Source organism: Streptomyces showdoensis (assembly GCF_039535475.1).
Classification (GTDB): Bacteria; Actinomycetota; Actinomycetes; order Streptomycetales; family Streptomycetaceae; genus Streptomyces; species Streptomyces showdoensis.
Genome location: NZ_BAAAXG010000028.1, coordinates 170,036 through 189,446, shown reverse-complemented (window position 1 = coordinate 189,446; position 19,411 = coordinate 170,036). Strand labels below are relative to the sequence as shown.

Here is a 19,411-nt window from a genome sequence, read left to right as displayed (position 1 = left end):
GCCGGTCAGGCCTCCTGCGGCGCCGGGGGCCCCTGCGCCACGAACTCCCCGCCCAGCGCGTGCAGCCGCTCGTGCAGCGCCGCGAAGACCTCCGCCGAGCGGCTGCCCGGCCAGTTCTCCGGGAGCAGCTCCAGGGGGAGCACCGGGTCCGCGTACGGCAGCCGCCGCCAGGAGTCGAGCGCGAGGAGGTAGGCCCGGTAGGCCTCCTCCGCCGTCCCGGGCGCCGTCGACCAGGCGCGCAGCACCGGCTCGTGGGCGTCCAGGAACTCCTCGTGCAGCTTCGCGATGGACGGCAGGTCCCACCAGCGGGCCACCGCCTCGGCCGTCGGGGCGTAGCCCAGGTGGTCGCCGCGGAACAGGTCCACGTACCCGGAGAGGTCGAGGCGCTCCAGGGTGTGCCGGGTCTCCTGGTGCAGGCGGGCCGGGGCGATCCACACGCCGGGCGCGGCGGAGCCGAAGCCGAGCCGGGCGAGCCGGGAGCGCAGCAGGTGCCGCTTGTGCCGTTCGGCCTCGGGGACGGAGAACACGGCGAGGACCCAGCCGTCCGACAGCCGGGGCTCGGTCCGGGCGTAGATCCGGCGGTCACCGTCGTCCAGCAGCATCCGGGCGTCGTCCGACAGGGCGTACCCGGCGGCGCCGTCCGCGGTCCGTCCCGGCAGCAGCAGTCCGCGCCGCTTCAGCCGGGACACCGACGAGCGCACCGACGGCGCGTCCACCCCGAGCACGCCGAGGAGCCGGATCAGCTCCGCCACCGGCACCGGCGCGCCGTCCGGCGACCGCCCGTACGCGCCGTACAGGGAGACGATCAGGGAACGAGGGGTGTGCTGCTCGGCCACGTGATCACTCTAGCCATGAGTCAGGCGCCGGCGTCCCGCAGCCGGTACCGCTGGAGCTTGCCCGTCGCCGTCCGGGGCAGCGCGTCGAGGAAGACGATCTCGCGCGGCGACTTGTACGGGGCGAGCCGGGCCCGGACGAAGGCGCGCAGCGCCGCCGCCGTGTTCGGGTCCCGCGGCACCCCGTCGCGGACCACCGCGTACGCCACCACGACCTGTCCGCGCAGCTCGTCCGGGCGCCCCACCACCGCCGCCTCCAGCACGTCGGGGTGGGCGGTCAGCGCCTCCTCCACCTGGGGGCCCGCGATGTTGTACCCGGCCGAGATGATCATGTCGTCGGCGCGGGCGACGTAGCGGAAGTAGCCGTCCGGCTCGCGGACGTACGTGTCGCCCGTGATGTTCCAGCCCTCGCGCACGTACTCGGTCTGGCGGGGGTCCGCGAGGTAGCGGCAGCCGACCGGGCCGCGCACCGCGAGCAGGCCCTCCTCGCCGTCCGGCAGCTCGCGGCCGGACGGGCCGACGATCCGGGCCTCCCAGCCCGGTACCGGGCGGCCGGTCGTGCCGGGGCGTATCTCGCCGTCGGCGGCGGAGAGGAAGATGTGCAGCAGCTCGGTCGCCCCGATGCCGTTGATCAGCTTCAGGCCGGTCCGCTCGTGCCAGTCCCGCCAGGTCCCGGTGGGCAGGTTCTCGCCCGCGGAGACGCAGCGGCGCAGCGAGCCGAGGTCGTGGTCGCCCATCTCGTCGAGCATCACCCGGTAGGCGGTCGGCGCGGTGAACAGGACGGACACCCGGTGCCGGTCGATCGCCGCGAGGAGTTGCTTGGGGCCCGCCTGTTCGAGCAGGACCGCGCACGCCCCGGCCCGCAGGGGGAAGAGGACGAGCCCGCCCAGGCCGAAGGTGAAGCCGAGCGGCGGGGAGCCGGCGAAGACGTCGTCCGGCTCCGGGCGCAGGACGTGCGCGGAGAAGGTGTCGGCGACGGCGAGCACGTCCCGGTGGAAGTGCATGCAGCCCTTGGGCCGTCCGGTGGTGCCGGAGGTGAAGGCGATCAGCGCCACGTCGTCGGCCGCGGTCGGCACGGCCTCGTAGCGGCCCGGCTTGCCGATCGCGAGGGTGAGCAGGTCGTCCGGGCCCTCGCCGCCGAACGGGGTGATCCGCAGCCCCGGCACCTCGGCCTTGACCAGCTCGTCCACGGCGCGCACGTCGCACAGGGCGTGGCTGCAGCGGGCCATCTCGGACATCACCGCGAGCTCCCTGGCCCGGGCCTGCGCGAGGACGGTGACGGCGACCGCGCCGGCCTTCATCACCGCGAGCCAGCAGGCCGCGAGCCAGGGGGTGGTGGGGCCGCGCAGGAGGACCCGGTTGCCGGGGCGCACGCCGAGGTCCTCGCTGAGGACGTGGGCGATCCGGTCGACCCGGTCGCGCAGCTGCCCGTAGGTCCACAGGCCGTCCTCGTCGTCCCGGAAGACCGGGCGGTCGGCGCCGAACCGTTCCACCGTCCGGTCGAGCAGCTCGGCTCCGCAGTTGAGCCGGTCCGGGTAGGCCAGCTCGGGCAGGTCGAGCAGCAGGCGCGGCCACTGCTCGACGGGCGGCAGATGGTCGCGGGCGAAGGTGTCCTGGTGGGCCGAGGGCGTCAGCTCCATGCGTCCGTCCCCCTGTCGGGTGGGATCGTCGTGGTGGGGTCGACCGTCGCCCAACGAGCGTATCGTGATGGTGACGACAGTCAACGGTTCGCGATAAGCCGTCTCGGTTCCGGTCGGCCCGCCCCGCGTGCCGCCGTCGGCGCGCGAGCGCCAGAGAGGGCGCCCACATGCCCGCATTCTCGCTCGATCCGGAACAGACCACCTGGTGTGCGCGGCTGCGGACGCTCGCGGCGGAGCGGCTCCGTCCGCTCGCCGACCGGGGCGAGCCCGGCCGCGTCAACCGGCCCCTCGTCGCCGCCCTGGGCGAGCTCGGCCTGCTCGCCCGGCTCTTCGACTCCGGCGCCCTCGACCTGTGCCTGATGCGCGAGTCCCTGGCCCAGGTCTGCACGGAGGCCGAGACCGCGCTCGCCCTCCAGGGCCTGGGCGCCCACCCCGTCGCCGCCTTCGGCAGTCCCGCGCAGCGCGCCCGCTGGCTCCCCGAGGTCGTCGCGGGCCGCGCCGTGGCCGCCTTCGCCCTCTCCGAACCCGGCGCCGGCTCCGACGCCGCCGCCCTCGCCCTGCGCGCCGTCCCCGACCCCGCCACGGGTGGCTGGCGCCTGCACGGCGAGAAACGCTGGATCTCCAACGCGCCGGAGGCGGACTTCATCACCGTGTTCGCCCGAACGGGGGAGGGGCCGGACGGCTCCGGCGGCCGGGGCGGTCCCGGCGGCTCCGGCGGCTCCGGCGGTCCCGGCGGCCCGACAGGCCCTGGCGGCTCGGGCGGTCCCGCCGGTCCCGGCCCCGGGACCGCCTCCGGCGCCCGGGGCGTCACCGCCTTCCTGGTGCCCGCCGACCGGCCCGGGCTCACCGGCGAGCCGCTGGACATGCTCGCCCCCCACGCCATCGGCGGCCTCGCCTTCGACGGCGTGCCGGTCGGGCCCGAGGACCTCCTCGGGGAGCCGGGGCAGGGCTTCAAGGTCGCCATGCACACCCTCAACCTGTTCCGGCCGAGCGTCGGCGCCTTCGCCGTCGGCATGGCCCAGGCCGCCCTCGACGCGGCCCTCGCCCACACCTCCGGCCGCCCCGCCTTCGGCGGCGTCCTCGCCGACCTCCAGGCCGTCTCCCACCAGGTCGCCGAGATGGCCACCCGTACCGAGGCCGCCCGGCTCCTCGTCTACGCGGCCGCCGAGGCCTACGACCGCGGCGACCCCGACGTGCCCCGCCGCGCCGCCATGGCCAAGCTGCTCGCCACCGAGACCGCGCAGTACGTGGTCGACGCCGCCGTCCAGCTGCACGGCGCCCGCGCCCTGCAGCGCGGCCACCTCCTGGAGCACCTCTACCGGGAGGTGCGGGCGCCCCGGATCTACGAGGGGGCCACCGAGGTGCAGCGCACGATCATCGCGAAGGAGCTGTACCGGGACGCGCGCTCCGGGACGGAAAAGTCGTACGAACGGGATTCCCGGGCAGGAGTACCGGCATGAGCCTGCACCGCCACAATCCCGCCGACCTCTCCCCGCCCAACGGTTTCAGCCACGCCGTCACCGCCACCGGCTCCCGGATCGTCTTCCTCGCCGGGCAGACCAGCCTCGACCGCGACGGCAAGGTGACGGGGGAGACCCTGCCCGAGCAGTTCGAGACCGCGCTCGGCAACCTGCTCACCGCGCTCCGCCACGCCGGCGGCTCGCCGGCCGACCTCGCCCGGGTCACCGTCTACGCCACCGACGTCTCCGACTACCGGCTGCACGCCGCCGAACTCGGCCGCATCTGGCACCGGTTGGCGGGCCGCGACTATCCGGCGATGGCCGTGATCGGGGCCGTACGGCTGTGGGACGAGCAGGCGTTGGTGGAGCTCGACGGGTTCGCCGTGCTCGACTAGCCGGACCGGTCGAAGATCAACTGGTCACGTGCCGGGGCCGGGCTTAGGGTCGAAAGGTGGACTGACCGGCCCACGGCTGCCTCAGGTGAGGGCTCGATGCCCCATGAGTACACCCAAGCCGACCACCCCGCAGCAGGCCGTCGCCCCGAAGAAGGGCGGCGACGGCAAAGGCATCGCCCTCTTCGTGATCGCCTCCTGCCAGTTGATGGTCGTCCTCGACATCACCATCGTGAACATCGCGCTCCCGCACATCCAGAGCGCGCTGGGCTTCTCCACCACCAGCCTGTCGTGGGTGGTCAACGCCTACACCCTCACCTTCGGCGGCCTGCTGCTCCTCGGCGGCCGCGCCGGTGACATCCTCGGCCGCCGCCGGGTCTTCATCTTCGGCGTGCTGCTCTTCGGACTCGCCTCCCTGCTCGGCGGGTTCGCGCAGACCGAGTGGCAACTGCTCGCCGCACGCGCCCTCCAGGGCGTCGGCGGCGCCATCTCCTCGCCGACCTCCCTCTCCCTCATCACCACCACCTTCGACGAGGGCCCCGAACGCAACCGCGCCTTCGGCGTGTTCGCGGGCGTCTCGGCCGCGGGCGGCGCGATCGGGCTGCTGGCCGGCGGCATCCTCGTCGAATGGCTCAACTGGCGCTGGGTGTTCTTCGTGAACGTGCCCATCGCCCTGGTCATCGCCTTCCTCACCCCGCGGCACGTCAAGGAGTCCGAACGGCACCCCGGGCACTTCGACATCGCCGGCGCGATGACCTCGACCCTCGGCATGGTGTCGCTGGTCTACGGCTTCATCCGCGCCGCCCAGGAGGGCTGGCGCGACCCGTACACGCTGGCCTCCTTCGGCACCGCCGTCGTCCTGCTCGTCGCCTTCGTCTTCGTGGAGCGCCGCTCCCGGCAGCCGATCACCCCGCTGCACATGTTCGCCGACCGCAACCGGTCCGGCACGTACGGGATCATGCTCTGCCTCGCCGCGGCGATCTTCGGGATGTTCTTCTTCCTCACCCTCTTCGTGCAGAACGTCCTGGGCTTCAGCCCGCTCGAAGCGGGCCTGGCCTTCCTGCCGGTCAGCGCCGTCATCGCGGTCCTCGCCGGGGTCACCTCCCAGCTGCTGCCCCGCTTCGGGCCGAAACCCTTCATGGTGGTCGGCTCGCTCTGCCTGGCCGCCGGCCTCTCCTGGCTGACCTTCACCGATGTGGACTCCACGTACGTCGGCAGCATCCTCGGTCCGATGCTGGTGCTCAGCGCGGGCATGGGCATGATGTTCGTCTCGCTGACCCTGATGGCCCTCTCCGGCGTCGCCCCGCACGAGGCGGGCGCGGGCTCCGGCCTCCTCAACGCGACCCAGCAGGTGGGCGGTTCGCTGGGCCTGTCGATCCTGGTGACCGTCTTCGGCACGGCCAGCCGCAACGAGGCCGACGAGCAGGTGCCCGCCTTCCTCTCCCAGGCCGGCCCCCTGGAGAAGGCCCAGTTCGCCAAGACCGGACAGCTCCCGAAGTCCTTCGCCGACCAGGTCCTCACCAGCGGCGTCACGGCCGGCTTCATCGTCGCCGCGGCCTTCGCGATCGTGTCCTTCCTGATCGCCGTCTTCGCGATCAAGGTCCGTCCCTCCGACATCGAACGCCTCAAGGGCGGCGGGATGCCGGGCATGGGCTGACCCCTCGCACGGCGGTTCAATTTCGTACAACCATGCGATCCTCTCGTCGGTCTTGATCGCGGCTGCACCACACGGTGCGGCCGTGACCGAGACCGAAGGACCGTCAGGACCGCATGAGAACAGCCCGACACACCACGGTGGCCACCGCCGTGGTGATCGCCGCGGCCGGTGGACTGCTCACCACCACCGCCACCCCCGCCTCCGCGGCGGTGACCTGCGCCTCTCCCGCCTACAAGCGGGAGTTCTTCGCCAACACGACCCTCACCGGCACCCCCAGGCGCACCGACTGCGACAGCGCGGTCAACGAGAGCTGGACCGGCGCCCCCGCCCCCGGGCTCCCCAAGGACCGCTTCGGCGTCCGCTGGACGGTCACCCGCGACTTCGGCTCCGGCGGCCCCTTCACGCTGCCCTTCGAGAGCCGCGACGGCATCCGGATCCACCTGGACGGCGTCCGCACGTACAACATCTGGGGCGACTACGGCACCGTCCAGAAGCGCACCCTGAACCTCACGATCCCCAAGGGCCGCCACACCCTGCGCGTCGACTTCGTCAACTGGACCGGCCCCGCGAACGTGAAGTTCTCGTACGCGCCCCGCACCGCGGCCACCGTCGACAAGGTCAGGCCGCTCACCCCGGCCGGCGCCACCGTCGCGTACGACAAGGCCACCGGACGCGCCAAGGTCGCCTGGGCCCGCAACCAGGAGATGGACCTCGCGGGCTACCGCGTCTACCGCCGCCTGGACACCCAGCCGGCCTTCCCGGCCCGCCCGCTCGCGGCGACCACCGCGCTCTCCTTCACCGACACCCCGCCCACCACGGGCGGGCGCTTCCTCTACGAGGTCCGCGCCTACGACCGGGCGAACAACGAGTCCCCCGGCACCGCCGACCTCGCCGTGACCACGGCCGACCGCACCGCGCCCGCCGTGCCCACGGCGGTCACCGCCGCGGTCGCGGCGAACTCGGTCCTCGTCGGCTGGCAGCCGGTCGCCGACGCCGCCGGCTACCAGGTGCTGCGCGCGGCCACCGAGGACGGCCCCTACACCCCCGTCTCCGCCTGGCTGTCGACCACCGAGTACCGGGACACCGGCGCCGACCCCGGCAAGCAGTGGTACTACCGGGTCGTGGCCCGCGACGCGGCCGGCAACGCGTCCGCGCCCTCCGCGCCCGGCACCACCGGCGCCCCCGACACCACCGCCCCCGAGCCGGTCACCGGCCTCGCGGGGGAGGGCACGACGGCCGGTAACAGGCTCACCTGGACGGCCTCCGCCTCGCCCGACACCCTCGGGTACGAGATCCTCGGCGCCCCGGCCGGCCAGGAGGACCCGGACGGCCCCGAGTTCGTGACCGGGACCTCCTTCCACGACGCCTTCGCGACGATCGGCGCCCAGTACGCGTACCGCGTCGCCGCCGTCGACGCCGCCGGCAACCGCTCGCCGGTCGAGGCCGTGCTGGCCGTCCGTCCGCTCGCGGCGGAGGTCGTGACGCCCACCGTCTCCGGGAGCCAGCCGTTCGACATGTACAACCGCGTGTCGTTCACCGTCCCGGAGGGCACGACCGACGTCTCCGGCTACCGGCTCTACCGCCGCACGGCCACCAAGGAGGCCTGGACCGCCGTCGACCTGGTGAACTCCGGCCGCACCACCACCGACCGCACCGCCCCGGTCGGCCGCTCCTTCTACTACGTGGTCGCCGTGGACCGCGAGGGCCGCGAGGGCGCCCCCTCCGCCGAGACCTCGGTCGAGCGCGTCACCCCGGTCCTGGCCACCCCGCTGAGCCCGCCCCGGCTCACCGTCGTCCAGGACGTCCGCGTCGCCGTCAAGGTCGACGTCCGCCCCGCCGAGGCCGACCTCGGCAAGGGCATCAGCGGCTACACCTGGCGCGCCTCGTGCGCCCCCGGCGGCGGCTGGAAGACCGTCACGGCCACCGGCGACCAGCCGGCCCGCATCGACTTCTACGCCCCGTCGGCCGGGCCCTGCACCCTGGAGGTCTACGCCCTCGGCCACTACGGCACCGGCAGCAGCGTGACCTCGGCGAGCCACGACTTCTTCTGGGAGCGGTGACCCGAGCAGGACGGTACGGGTCCGCCGGAGCGACTCCGGCGGACCCGCACCGGGTGTCTGCGGCTCAGTCGAAACGGTGCGGATCGAAGGCCGAGACCGGCAGCGCCGTGCCTCCGTCCGTCGCGAACTGGGCGGCGATCTCGCCGATGACGGAGGCGAACTTGAAGCCGTGACCGGAGAAGCCGCCGAGCAGGGTGAGGCCGGGGAGGTCCTTCCGCGGGCCCACCAGGAAGTGCCGGTCGGGGGTCAGGGCGTACGAGCACGCGACCATGCGGACCGGCCACGGGTCCAGCCCCGTGAAGGTGTCGCCGACCGCCGCGGCGAAGCGCTCGGCGTCGGCCCGGTCGGGCGGCCGGTGCCCGCGGGCCGGATCCGCCGGCTCCTCGATGCCGGGCCAGGTGTGCAGGCCGATCTTGACCGTCTCCCCGTCGACGCAGGGGAAGCCGTAGAGGTCGTGCTCCCCGGAGGCGTCGCCGTGCGCGAAGACGGGGAAGCGCTCCGGTGCGAAGGCCGAGGGGTCGTCCGCCCGGAACCAGCCCATCACCCGGCGCTCCACGCTGATCGAGGACGCCGTGGCGGGCACCAGCCGGGGCAGCCAGCCCCCGGCCGCGACGACCACGTGCCGGGCCGTGTACGAACGCCCGGCGGTCAGCACCCGCGGGAAGCGCGGGTCCGGGACGATCCCGGTCACCGCCGTCTCGCGCGCCACCCGCGCCCCTCGGGCCTCCGCCGCCGCCACGGCCGCGGTGACCGCGGCCTCGGGCCGCAGATAGCCGGCCCTCCGCTCGTGGAAGCCCAGCAGGCCCTCGCGGGCCGCGAAGTGGGGGTAGCGCGCGCGGAGCCGGGCGGTGTCGAGGAGTTCGTACTCCAGCTCCCAGGCGCGGGCGGAGGCGAGCGGACCCGCGATGAGCGAGGACTCCGCGGGGCCGACCATCAGCGCACCGGTCGCTTCCAGCAAGCCCTGCCCGGACGCCTCCTCCAGCTCGCGCCAGAGCCTCCAGGCCTCCTGGACCAGCGGTACGTACGCGGTGCCCTCGGCGTAGGCGCTGCGGATGATGCGGGACTCCCCGTGGCTGGCGCCGCGCGCGTGCCCGGGGGTGAACTGCTCGACGCCGAGGACGTCGGCCCCGCGCTCGGCGAGCCGCCACAGGGTCTGACTGCCCATCGCGCCGAGTCCGACGACGATGACGTCCGCGTCCACCCGCTCGCTCGTACCCGGCATCGCCGCGTTCCCCCCTGACCGACGGTTCCCCGAACCCCCAGTGTTCCCACGCCCCCGCCGGACCACACGTGCCCGACACACCACACGTGCCCGCCGGACCACTCGGGTCCGGCGGGCGTCTGCGTGGGTCCGGGCTCAGATGTCCCGGAAAAGTGCTGCGTGTGGTCCGACCTGCGAAAGACCTTCCTGTGGAAGATCATCTTGCACAAGCCCTGCACGAACGGGCCGGTCTGCACATCAGGCATCCTTTTCCATACGTACTGGGGGCCGTCTGACGGACACTTGCCCCGCTCCCGCGACCCTGTGCGCGTGGTTACGCAAAGTGCAAGCCGGATCGACGTGTTCGAGGCCGTCCGCCAGGGAATGGCCACCTCGATCGGAGCGATCCTCGGGGTCGGTCCTCGGTGCCGTCCCTGGGGTTGTCGACACCAGCACAGGGTGGTGGGCGTCGGCCTGACATCCATCCGACGTTGCACAGCGGCCGTGATGGTCAGAGCGACGAACATCAGGCCATGGCTCAACGCCATCCAGTAGATGGTCGGTTCGCTCGGCCTGCCGATGCTGGTGACGGTCTTCAGCGCCGTGAGCCGCAACGAGGCGGAGAGCCAGGTCGTCGCCTTCCTTGCCCAGGTGGCCCCCACGCAGCAGGCCGAACTTGCTCAGACCGGCCAACTTCCGTCCCTCTGGAGCGGCCAGATCTACACTGCCGCCGTCGTGGCCAGCTTCGTCGCCGCGACGACCTTCGTCCTGGTGGGCGCCCTGATCGCCCTCTTCGTCGTCCAGGTCCGCCAGTCCGGCGTCGACCGACTGAAGGACGACAGGGCGATGCTGTCGGGCGGGTGGCGTCCAGCCGTCACAGCCGAACTGTCGGAGTCCTGTGGGAGCCTGATCCCATGTCGAGATCGATGGGGGTTCTCATGGGTGTGCGCGTCAAACGGGCGTTAGCGGCCGGGGCGGCGGGCGTGCTGGCGGCGGTGTCCGGTGTCGTCACCAACCTGATCACGGACAGTCCGTCATGGACGCTGGTGATCGCCCTCGCTGTGCTGGTGAGCGCAGGGGTGGGTGCCCAGGTGTATCTGAACGACAGCGGAACAGCACAGGGAGGGCCCGTCTCGGTCCTGGCCGCCGGTCCGGGATCGATCGCGATCGGCGGTTCGGCCCACGGCTCCGTTCGAGCCGGCGGCCAGCACAGGGGAGGTGGTGAGGTCCCGATGGGCCCGGGGGGAGGCATCACGGCTGTCGGCGGCGGATCCGTCGCCATCGGGGGCGATGCCCTCGGACCGGTGAGTGCCGAGGCGGACACCGAACGATGAGGCGCCCCGTCGCGCACGTGCGCGCTGAGGGGGCTGCCTCGGTGGCCATCGGCCGTGATGCCCAGGGCCCGGTCATGGTGAATCCCTCCTTCCACATAACCGTCGGTGACGACGGACCGGCGGAGCCCCCCGCGCGGCTGAGGCTGGTCCCGCCCGAAGTACCGGACTTCACCGGGCGTGAGGGTGAGCTCGACCGTCTGGAGGGGGCCGCCCGTGCGAATCTGGCCGGTTCCGGGGCGCTGGTGGTGGTGATCTCAGGGCAGCCGGGCATCGGCAAGACCAGCGTCGCGATGCGCGTGGCCCACGAGGTCGAAGGCGAGTTCCCTGACGGTGTCCTGTACGCCGACCTGCGGGGGGTGGACCCGGAGCCCGCGGCCCCGGAGGAGATCGCCGGACGCCTCCTCCACGCCCTGGGCGTTCCCGAGGAGGACCTTCCGGGGGACCCTAGGCTGAGGCTCGACCTGTTCCGGCAGAGAACGGGGACGCAGGCCCTGTTGCTCGTCCTCGACAACGCCGCGAACGAGCAGCAGATCAGGCCGTTGCTGCCAGCGGGCCCAGGGACCACCGTACTGGTGACTAGCCGCAACCGGTTGGCAGGACTGGAGCCGGTGGCCCATCGGCTCGACCTCGCTGTCTTTCCTCGGCGCACCTCGTTCGAATTCCTGGAGAAGATCTCGGGAAGCCCGCTCACCGACACGGAGGCCCGGGCGGCGCTCGAGGTGGCGGAGCACTGCGGAGACCTTCCGCTCGCCCTGCGCATCGCCGCGCACCGGGTCCAATCCGCTCCGGCCGTCAGGATGGCCGACCTGGCTGCGGAGCTACGGAACGAGCACGAGCGGCTCGATGCTCTCGAGGTGGGTGACCTCGCCGTCCGCAAGGCGTTCAACCTGTCGTTCCGCAAACTGGGTAAGGCAGGCAGGAACACCTTCAGTAAGCTCGCCCACGTCCCCGCCACGGACTTCGGCCCCGGGATCTGCGCGGCGCTGACGGGCGGCAGCGAGGCGCAGTCCCGCAGGTCCCTGCGGAAGCTGGCCGAGGCGAGCTTGGTGGAGCCGTCGGCGGTGGTGGGGCGCTACCGGATGCACGACCTGTTGAAGGAATTCGCCCGGGAGAAGGCAGCGAAGAGGTCGGCCGCCGAGTCCGCCGCCGATGTCCGGCGTATGACCCTGTGGCTGCAGCACTCCGCACTGCGTGCGCAGAACCACATAGTAGGCGTCTTCGAGGTGCAGGTTCCCGGTGGCGCTGGCGCGGAACTGGGTTCCGCCGAGGCGGCACACTCCTGGCTGGAACATGAACTGGCCAACGCGGTGGCGGCCCTTCCCGTCTCCGAGGCGCTCGGCCGGCCGGAGGAGACGGCGATGCTCGCGCTGTCGCTGTCGCCCCTCTGCCAGACGGTCGGACGGTGGGACGAATGGGCGCTGGTCTGCGCGGTGGGACTCAGATGCGCCACTGCCGCAGACCATTTCCCCATCCGTCTGGCGTTCCTGACGGAGTCCGCCAATCTGGCGCGCTTTCGGAGAGACTTCACCACGGCTCTGGCCCATGCGCGAGAAGCCCACGACGCGTCGGCCCGGCTGCGACAGCCCGCCATGACCGCGGGAGTCAAGACGCTTCTCGGCTGCCTGCTGATGGACGTCGGCCGGAAGAAGGAGGCGCTGCCCCTTCTGCGCGAGAGCTTGGAACTGGCCGAGAGATTCAAGATCAAGCACGAACTCGGCAAGGCGCTCTACAACCTCGGCACGATTCATCGCGACTCCGGCGAACTGGAGACCGCACTCGGTTACTTCGAGCGTGACCTGGAGCTGTGCCGCGAGCTCCAGGACGAGGCCGGAGCAGCCGAGACGATGAACACGATCGCCCTCACCCACACCGACATGGGGAACGCCAAGAAGGCGGAGGGTCTGCATCGCGAGGCGCTGGAAATCTTCTCGCGGCTTCGGAACCCGCACAAGATCAGCATGGTTCTCAACGACCTGGCGGTCACCCTGGTCGGTCAGAAGCGGTGGGAGGAGTCCTTGCGCCTCCACCTGCTGGACGCCGAGCTGTGCCGGAGATCCGGCAACGTCTCGAACGAACTCATGGCGCATGGGAACGCCGCCGTCGTCCTGTATCGCATGGAACGCCACGAAGAAGCCGCCGAGCGAGCGGAGTTCACCTGGAAGGGATTCCTGGAGATCGGCGACCGCCAGAGGTACGCACGGAGCCTCACGACCCATATCCCCATCCTCCTCCATGCGGGCATCGATACCGAGAGGCTGGCCTTGGTGGAGGAGGCCCTGGAAATCCTCGCCGAGTTCGACGAGGGGAGGGCCGTGGCGGAAACCCATCTGGCCCTCGCCCAGGAGTATGGCGAGTGGTCACGGTGGGAGGAGGCCCTGACGCACGCGGCACGGGCGCTGACAGACGACGGGAAGATTCTCCCGCCGAGTACCCGTGCCCTCGCCTGCGTGGTGGCGATCGAGGCCGCTGTCGGGCTGGGGCGGACGGAGACCGCCCGGACGTACGAGGGCATCCTCAAGGCCATGGGTGGCGAGCCCCCGGACCTCGCGGCACCGCCGGCCCATCTGTAAGGTGCGCCTGCGGTGCCGTAAGGCTCCTAGATGTCCCGGAAGATCTCGATCTGCGCCCCCACCGAGTTGAGACGCTCCGCGAGCTCCTCGTAACCCCGGTTGATGACGTAGACGTTGCGCAGCACCGAGGTGCCCTCGGCGGCCATCATCGCGAGGAGGACGACCACGGCCGGGCGCAGGGCCGGCGGGCACATCATCTCGGCGGCGCGCCAGCGGGTGGGGCCCTCGACCAGGACGCGGTGGGGGTCCAGGAGCTGGAGGCGGCCGCCGAGGCGGTTGAGGTCGGTGAGGTAGATGGCGCGGTTGTCGTAGACCCAGTCGTGGATCAGGGTCTTGCCCTGGGCCGTGGCCGCGATGGCCGCGAAGAAGGGCACGTTGTCGATGTTGAGGCCCGGGAAGGGCATCGGGTGGATCTTGTCGATCGGCGCCTCCAGCTTGGAGGGGCGGACCGTCAGGTCGACCAGGCGGGTGCGGCCGTTGTCCGCCGGGTACTCGGGGGAGCGGTCGTGGTCGAGGCCCATCTCCTCCAGGACCGCGAGCTCGATCTCCATGAACTCGATCGGCACCCGGCGGATGGTCAGCTCGGACTCCGTGACGACGGCCGCGGCGAGCAGGCTCATCGCCTCGACCGGGTCCTCGGAGGGGGAGTAGTCGACGTCGACGTCGATCTGCGGCACGCCGTGCACGGTCAGCGTGGTGGTGCCGATGCCGTCGACCCGGACGCCGAGCGCCTCCAGGAAGAAGCACAGGTCCTGGACCATGTAGTTGGAGGAGGCGTTGCGGATGACGGTCACGCCGTCGTGGCGGGCGGCCGCCAGCAGGGCGTTCTCGGTCACCGTGTCGCCGCGCTCGGTCAGGACGATCGGGCGGTCGGGGGAGACGGACCGCTCCACCTGGGCGTGGTAGAGGTTGTCGGTCGCCGTGATGTCGAGGCCGAAGCGGCGCAGCGCGATCATGTGCGGCTCGATCGTGCGGGTGCCGAGGTCGCAGCCGCCGGCGTACGGCAGCTTGAAGCGGTCCAGGCGGTGCAGCAGCGGGCCGAGGAACATGATGATGGAGCGGGTGCGGATCGCCGCCTCGGCGTCGATCGACTCCATGTCCAGCTCGGCCGGGGGCACGATCTCCAGGTCGACGCCCTCGTTGATCCAGCGGGTGCGGACGCCGATGGAGTTGAGGACCTCCAGGAGGCGGAAGACCTCCTCGATGCGGGCGACCCGGCGCAGCACGGTGCGGCCCTTGTTGAGGAGCGAGGCGCAGAGCAGCGCGACACACGCGTTCTTGCTGGTCTTGACGTCGATGGCGCCGGAGAGGCGGCGGCGGCCGACGACCCGCAGGTGCATCGGGCCGGCGTAACCGAGAGAGACGATCTCGCTGTCGAGGGCTTCGCCGATGCGGGCGATCATCTCAAGGCTGATGTTCTGGTTGCCGCGCTCGATCCGGTTGACGGCGCTCTGGCTCGTGCCGAGCGCCTCGGCGAGCTGCGTCTGTGTCCAGCCACGGTGCTGGCGGGCGTCACGGATGAGCTTGCCGATGCGTACGAGGTAGTCGTCTGCCATGCCGTCACGTTATCTCAGATATGAGATGACGCTCGCGGTGGGGTGGGCCATCGGAGTGACGAGATGGCGGCATTGGGGTGACGTGCCGCCCATCGGAGGGCAGTTCGCCCGCCTCCGGAGGGCCCGCGCGCCGTCCCCGGGGTCGCTGACGGGGTGTGAACCCCGATCTCGCCCGACCTGTCGATCGTCCTCTTTTGTCTTGTTTTTGGCAATCGTTCCACGGCCGTACGGGTCGTCAGCCCGCGTCCCGCAACCGGACCCGCTGGATCTGGCGCGCCAGCGCCCGCCGCGCCGAGGCCGGGCCCGCCTCGGTCCCGGCGGCCCCGTCCGTCCCGCTCCCCGTGTCGAGCCCCCGGGCGATCCGGTCGTACGCCTCCCGGTACGCGCCCGGCAGTTCGGCAGCGCGCTCCCGGAGGTCCGCCTCGACCAGGCGGCGCAGGGCGTCCACGTTCTGCGGGCTGAACCGCTTCCGGCCCCGGGTCAGCGCGTGCACCTGACGCGAGCAGTGGGCGTCGTCCTCCAGGGCCTCGGACAGCTCCTCCGCGAGGCCCCACAGCCGCCCTTCGAGCCACGGCGTGTCGTCCCGGTCCGGCGACAGGTCCGCGGCCTCCCCGGCGCGGGGCTTGGACACCTGTTTGGAGACGGCCGGCTGGCTCATCCCGGCGAGCCGCGCGAGCCGGTCCTGCGTCCAGCCGGCGTCGGCGAACAGCGTGACCATCTCCGCTCGCACCCGGCGCATCTCCTCGCCCGCCCGGATGACCTCGTTCATCCCGGCGAACATCTCCGCGACCTGTCGCTCGGTCAGGCCGCCGGGCGTCGTGCCCTCGTCGTTCCCCGCTGTCATGCCTCAGTTATACCCGCTCTCGACGCAACTCATAACCCTGTTATATAACGTGGTTATGGCCTTCCTCTCCGCCCCTGACGGCACCCTCCTCGCCCACCGCCTCACCGGTTCCGGCGCCCCGCTCCTCTGTGTCCCCGGCGGCCCCGCCGACTCCGCCTACCTCGGCGACCTCGGCGGGCTGTCCGCCCACCGGACCCTGGTGATCCCGGACCTGCGCGGCACCGGCCGCTCCGCCGTGCCCGCCGACCCCTCCTCGTACCGCTGCGACCGTCAGGTCGAGGACATCGAGGCCCTGCGCCGCCGGCTCGGTCTCGACCGGGTCGACCTGCTCGGCCACTCCGCGGGGGCGAACCTCGCCGCCCAGTACGCCGCCCGCCACCCGGACCGCGTCGGCCGGCTCGCCCTCGTCGCCCCCGGGACGCGGGCCGTCGGCGTCGACGTCGCCCCGGAGGCGCGGCGCGAGCTGGCGCTGGAGCGGGCGGGGGAGCCGTGGTTCCCGGCGGCCTTCGCCGCGCTGGAGGCGATCGCCGCGGGGACCGGGGCCGACTGGGAGGCCGTCGCCCCCTTCCTCTACGGCCGCTGGGACGAGGCCGCCCGGCGCCACCACGCGGCGGCCCGGCCCGCCGATCCCGAGGCCGTCGCCGGATTCGGTGCCGAGGGGGCCTTCACTCCGCGGGCCACCCGTGCCGCGCTCGCCGCGCTCGACCGTCCCGTGCTCCTGCTCGCCGGGGCCCGCGACCTGAACAGCCCGCCGAGCGCGGTCGCCGAGTTCGCCGCCGTCTTCCCGCGGGCCGAGTTCGCCGTCCAGCCCGGCGCCGGGCACTATCCGTGGCTCGACGACTCCGGGCGGTTCACCGCGACCCTGGCCGGCTTCCTCGCGCGGTGAGCCGGGGCTGCTCGCGACGGGGCCGGAGGCCGCGCGCGGGCATGCCGGGCATGACCGACCGCCGGTCATGTACTAGAGTTATCTCGACATCGAGATATCTGCCGAGGCGCACCGCTGCCGCCACCCCGGTAAGGGTTACCTAACTTAGCCTTACCTTAGCGGATCGACGACGTGTACGTGGCGGCAGGATGTGGTGGAACGCGCACATATATGAAGGAGACTGTCGTGTCGGCGAACAGCTTCGACGCCCGCGCCACGCTGCGCGTGGGTGACGAGTCGTACGAGATCTTCAAGCTGGACAAGGTCGAGGGCTCGGCCCGGCTGCCTTACAGCCTGAAGGTTCTCCTGGAGAACCTGCTCCGCACCGAGGACGGCGCGAACATCACCGCCGACCACATCCGGGCGCTCGGCAACTGGGACTCCCAGGCCCAGCCGAGCCAGGAGATCCAGTTCACGCCGGCGCGCGTGATCATGCAGGACTTCACCGGCGTGCCCTGCGTCGTCGACCTCGCCACCATGCGCGAGGCCGTCGCCGCCCTCGGCGGTGACCCGGCGAAGATCAACCCGCTCTCCCCGGCCGAGATGGTCATCGACCACTCCGTCATCGCCGACAAGTTCGGCACCAACGACGCCTTCGCGCAGAACGTCGAGCTGGAGTACGGCCGCAACAAGGAGCGCTACCAGTTCCTGCGCTGGGGCCAGACCGCCTTCGACGACTTCAAGGTCGTCCCCCCGGGCACCGGCATCGTCCACCAGGTGAACATCGAGCACCTGGCCCGCACCGTCATGGTCCGCAACGGCCAGGCGTACCCCGACACCCTCGTCGGCACCGACTCCCACACCACCATGGTCAACGGCCTCGGTGTGCTCGGCTGGGGCGTCGGCGGCATCGAGGCCGAGGCCGCCATGCTGGGCCAGCCGGTCTCCATGCTGATCCCGCGCGTCGTCGGCTTCAAGCTGACCGGCGAGCTGCCCGCCGGCACCACCGCCACCGACCTGGTGCTGACCATCACCGAGATGCTGCGCAAGCACGGTGTCGTCGGCAAGTTCGTCGAGTTCTACGGTGAGGGCGTCGCCGCCACCTCCCTCGCGAACCGCGCCACCATCGGCAACATGTCGCCGGAGTTCGGCTCCACCGCCGCGGTCTTCCCGATCGACGGCGAGACCCTGAACTACCTCAAGCTCACCGGCCGCTCCGAGCAGCAGGTCGCGCTCGTCGAGGCGTACGCCAAGGAGCAGGGCCTCTGGCTCGACCCGGCCGCCGAGCCCGACTTCTCCGAGAAGCTGGAGCTCGACCTCTCCACGGTCGTCCCCTCGATCGCCGGCCCGAAGCGCCCGCAGGACCGCATCGTCCTCGCGAACGCCGCCGCGCAGTTCGCCCAGGACGTCCGCAACTACGTCGCCACCGCCGACGAGGCGGGCCAGGAGTCCTTCCCGGCCTCCGACGCCCCGGCCGTCAGCAACGGCGTCCCGTCGAACCCGGTCGAGGTGACCGCCCCCGACGGCACCACCTACACGATCGACCACGGCGCCGTCACCGTCGCCGCGATCACCTCCTGCACCAACACGTCGAACCCGTACGTGATGGTCGCCGCCGCGCTCGTCGCGAAGAAGGCCGTGGAGAAGGGCCTGACCCGCAAGCCGTGGGTCAAGACCACCCTCGCCCCGGGCTCGAAGGTCGTCACCGACTACTTCGACAAGGCGGGCCTGACCCCGTACCTCGACAAGGTCGGCTTCAACCTCGTCGGCTACGGCTGCACCACCTGCATCGGCAACTCCGGCCCGCTGCCGGAGGAGGTCTCCAAGGCCGTCAACGAGCACGACCTGGCCGTGACCTCGGTGCTCTCGGGCAACCGCAACTTCGAGGGTCGCATCAACCCCGACGTCAAGATGAACTACCTGGCCTCCCCGCCGCTGGTCGTCGCGTACGCCATCGCGGGCTCCATGAAGGTGGACATCACCAAGGACGCCCTCGGTGTGGACCAGGACGGCAAGCCGGTCTACCTGACGGACATCTGGCCGACCGAGGCCGAGGTCAACGACGTCGTCGCCAACGCCATCGGCGAGGACATGTTCAACAAGTCCTACCAGGACGTGTTCGCCGGCGACGCCCAGTGGCAGGCGCTGTCCATCCCGACCGGCAACACCTTCGAGTGGGACGCCGAGTCCACCTACGTGCGCAAGCCCCCGTACTTCGAGGGCATGACGATGGAGACCACCCCGGTCACCGACATCGCCGGCGCCCGCGTCCTGGCCAAGCTGGGCGACTCGGTCACCACCGACCACATCTCCCCGGCCGGTGCCATCAAGGCCGACACCCCGGCCGGCAAGTACCTCACCGAGCACGGTGTGGAGCGTCGTGACTTCAACTCCTACGGCTCGCGCCGAGGCAACCACGAGGTCATGATCCGCGGCACCTTCGCCAACATCCGCCTGCGCAACCAGATCGCGCCGGGCACCGAGGGCGGCTTCACCCGCGACTTCACCCAGGCCGACGGCCCGGTGAGCTTCATCTACGACGCCTCGCAGAACTACCAGGCCGCCGGCATCCCGCTGGTCATCCTGGGCGGCAAGGAGTACGGCTCCGGCTCGTCCCGCGACTGGGCGGCCAAGGGCACCGCGCTCCTCGGCGTCAAGGCCGTCATCACCGAGTCGTACGAGCGCATCCACCGCTCGAACCTCATCGGCATGGGCGTCCTCCCGCTCCAGTTCCCGGCCGGCCAGTCGGCCGACTCGCTCGGCCTGACCGGCGAGGAGACCTTCTCCATCGCGGGCATCACCGAGCTGAACGAGGGCACGACCCCGAGCACGGTCAAGGTCACCACCGACACCGGTGTCGAGTTCGACGCGGTCGTCCGCATCGACACCCCCGGTGAGGCGGACTACTACCGCAACGGCGGCATCATGCAGTACGTGCTGCGCAACCTGATCCGCGGCTAAGGGATCAGACGTAAGGGCCCGTCCCCCAGGGGACGGGC

General features: G+C 71.8%; 14 protein-coding genes. 9 read left to right on the top strand and 5 right to left on the bottom strand.

Translation table 11 applies throughout. The features are described from left to right. Positions 1-5: 5 nt before the first annotated feature. A complete protein-coding gene (locus tag ABD981_RS35650) occupies positions 6-836 on the bottom strand; it encodes a PaaX family transcriptional regulator (protein ID WP_046910768.1) in 831 nt (276 codons plus the stop codon). A gap of 20 nt (positions 837-856) precedes the next feature. Continuing rightward, entirely contained in the window at positions 857-2,473 is a 1,617-nt protein-coding gene (locus ABD981_RS35645; RefSeq protein ID WP_046910767.1) for an AMP-binding protein, read from the bottom strand. A gap of 167 nt (positions 2,474-2,640) precedes the next feature. Here ABD981_RS35645 and ABD981_RS35640 point away from each other — a divergent pair, with 167 nt between their 5' ends. The 4 genes from ABD981_RS35640 (at position 2,641) to ABD981_RS35625 (ending at position 8,042) form a co-directional block, all read left to right on the top strand. After that, a complete protein-coding gene (locus ABD981_RS35640; protein WP_046910766.1) occupies positions 2,641-3,933 on the top strand; it encodes an acyl-CoA dehydrogenase family protein in 1,293 nt (430 codons plus the stop codon). Further along, complete coding sequence (locus ABD981_RS35635; protein WP_046910765.1) at positions 3,930-4,328, top strand: RidA family protein; 399 nt, start codon at positions 3,930-3,932, stop codon at positions 4,326-4,328. Before ABD981_RS35640 ends, ABD981_RS35635 begins: the two co-directional genes overlap by 4 nt. A gap of 103 nt (positions 4,329-4,431) precedes the next feature. Next, positions 4,432-5,982, top strand: a complete 1,551-nt coding sequence (locus ABD981_RS35630) for an MFS transporter (RefSeq protein WP_046910764.1) — start codon at positions 4,432-4,434, stop codon at positions 5,980-5,982. Between the two features lie 113 nt (positions 5,983-6,095). Next, on the top strand, positions 6,096-8,042 hold the full coding sequence (locus ABD981_RS35625; RefSeq protein ID WP_240495415.1) for a PA14 domain-containing protein: 1,947 nt from the start codon (positions 6,096-6,098) through the stop codon (positions 8,040-8,042). A 64-nt stretch (positions 8,043-8,106) separates the two neighbouring features. Here ABD981_RS35625 and solA read toward each other — a convergent pair whose 3' ends face one another. Continuing rightward, entirely contained in the window at positions 8,107-9,264 is a 1,158-nt protein-coding gene (gene solA / locus ABD981_RS35620; protein ID WP_046910763.1) for an N-methyl-L-tryptophan oxidase, read from the bottom strand. A gap of 534 nt (positions 9,265-9,798) precedes the next feature. On the opposite strand from solA, the gene ABD981_RS35615 reads away from it, so the two are divergent. The 3 genes from ABD981_RS35615 to ABD981_RS35605 are packed head-to-tail and all read left to right on the top strand — an operon-like array spanning position 9,799 to position 13,147. Then, positions 9,799-10,209 carry a hypothetical protein gene (locus ABD981_RS35615; protein ID WP_046910762.1) on the top strand — a complete coding sequence of 137 codons (411 nt, stop codon included), beginning with the start codon at positions 9,799-9,801 and terminating at the stop codon, positions 10,207-10,209. Beyond that, entirely contained in the window at positions 10,182-10,577 is a 396-nt protein-coding gene (locus ABD981_RS35610; protein ID WP_131723925.1) for a hypothetical protein, read from the top strand. Before ABD981_RS35615 ends, ABD981_RS35610 begins: the two co-directional genes overlap by 28 nt. 41 nt (positions 10,578-10,618) lie before the next feature. Next, positions 10,619-13,147, top strand: a complete 2,529-nt coding sequence (locus ABD981_RS35605; RefSeq protein ID WP_165591007.1) for an ATP-binding protein — start codon at positions 10,619-10,621, stop codon at positions 13,145-13,147. Positions 13,148-13,173: 26 nt separating this feature from the next. On the opposite strand, the gene ABD981_RS35600 is transcribed toward ABD981_RS35605, so the two are convergent. Together ABD981_RS35600 and ABD981_RS35595 are read right to left on the bottom strand one after the other, a co-directional pair. Continuing rightward, positions 13,174-14,703 carry a helix-turn-helix domain-containing protein gene (locus ABD981_RS35600; RefSeq protein WP_046910761.1) on the bottom strand — a complete coding sequence of 510 codons (1,530 nt, stop codon included), beginning with the start codon at positions 14,701-14,703 and terminating at the stop codon, positions 13,174-13,176. Between the two features lie 235 nt (positions 14,704-14,938). Next, on the bottom strand, positions 14,939-15,547 hold the full coding sequence (locus tag ABD981_RS35595; RefSeq protein WP_046910760.1) for a hypothetical protein: 609 nt from the start codon (positions 15,545-15,547) through the stop codon (positions 14,939-14,941). 55 nt (positions 15,548-15,602) lie between these two features. On the opposite strand from ABD981_RS35595, the gene ABD981_RS35590 reads away from it, so the two are divergent. Together ABD981_RS35590 and acnA are read left to right on the top strand one after the other, a co-directional pair. Continuing rightward, positions 15,603-16,433, top strand: coding sequence for an alpha/beta fold hydrolase (locus ABD981_RS35590; protein ID WP_046910759.1), 831 nt, complete (start codon positions 15,603-15,605; stop codon positions 16,431-16,433). A gap of 225 nt (positions 16,434-16,658) precedes the next feature. Beyond that, positions 16,659-19,373, top strand: a complete 2,715-nt coding sequence (gene acnA / locus ABD981_RS35585; protein WP_046910758.1) for an aconitate hydratase AcnA — start codon at positions 16,659-16,661, stop codon at positions 19,371-19,373. Positions 19,374-19,411 lie beyond the last annotated feature (38 nt).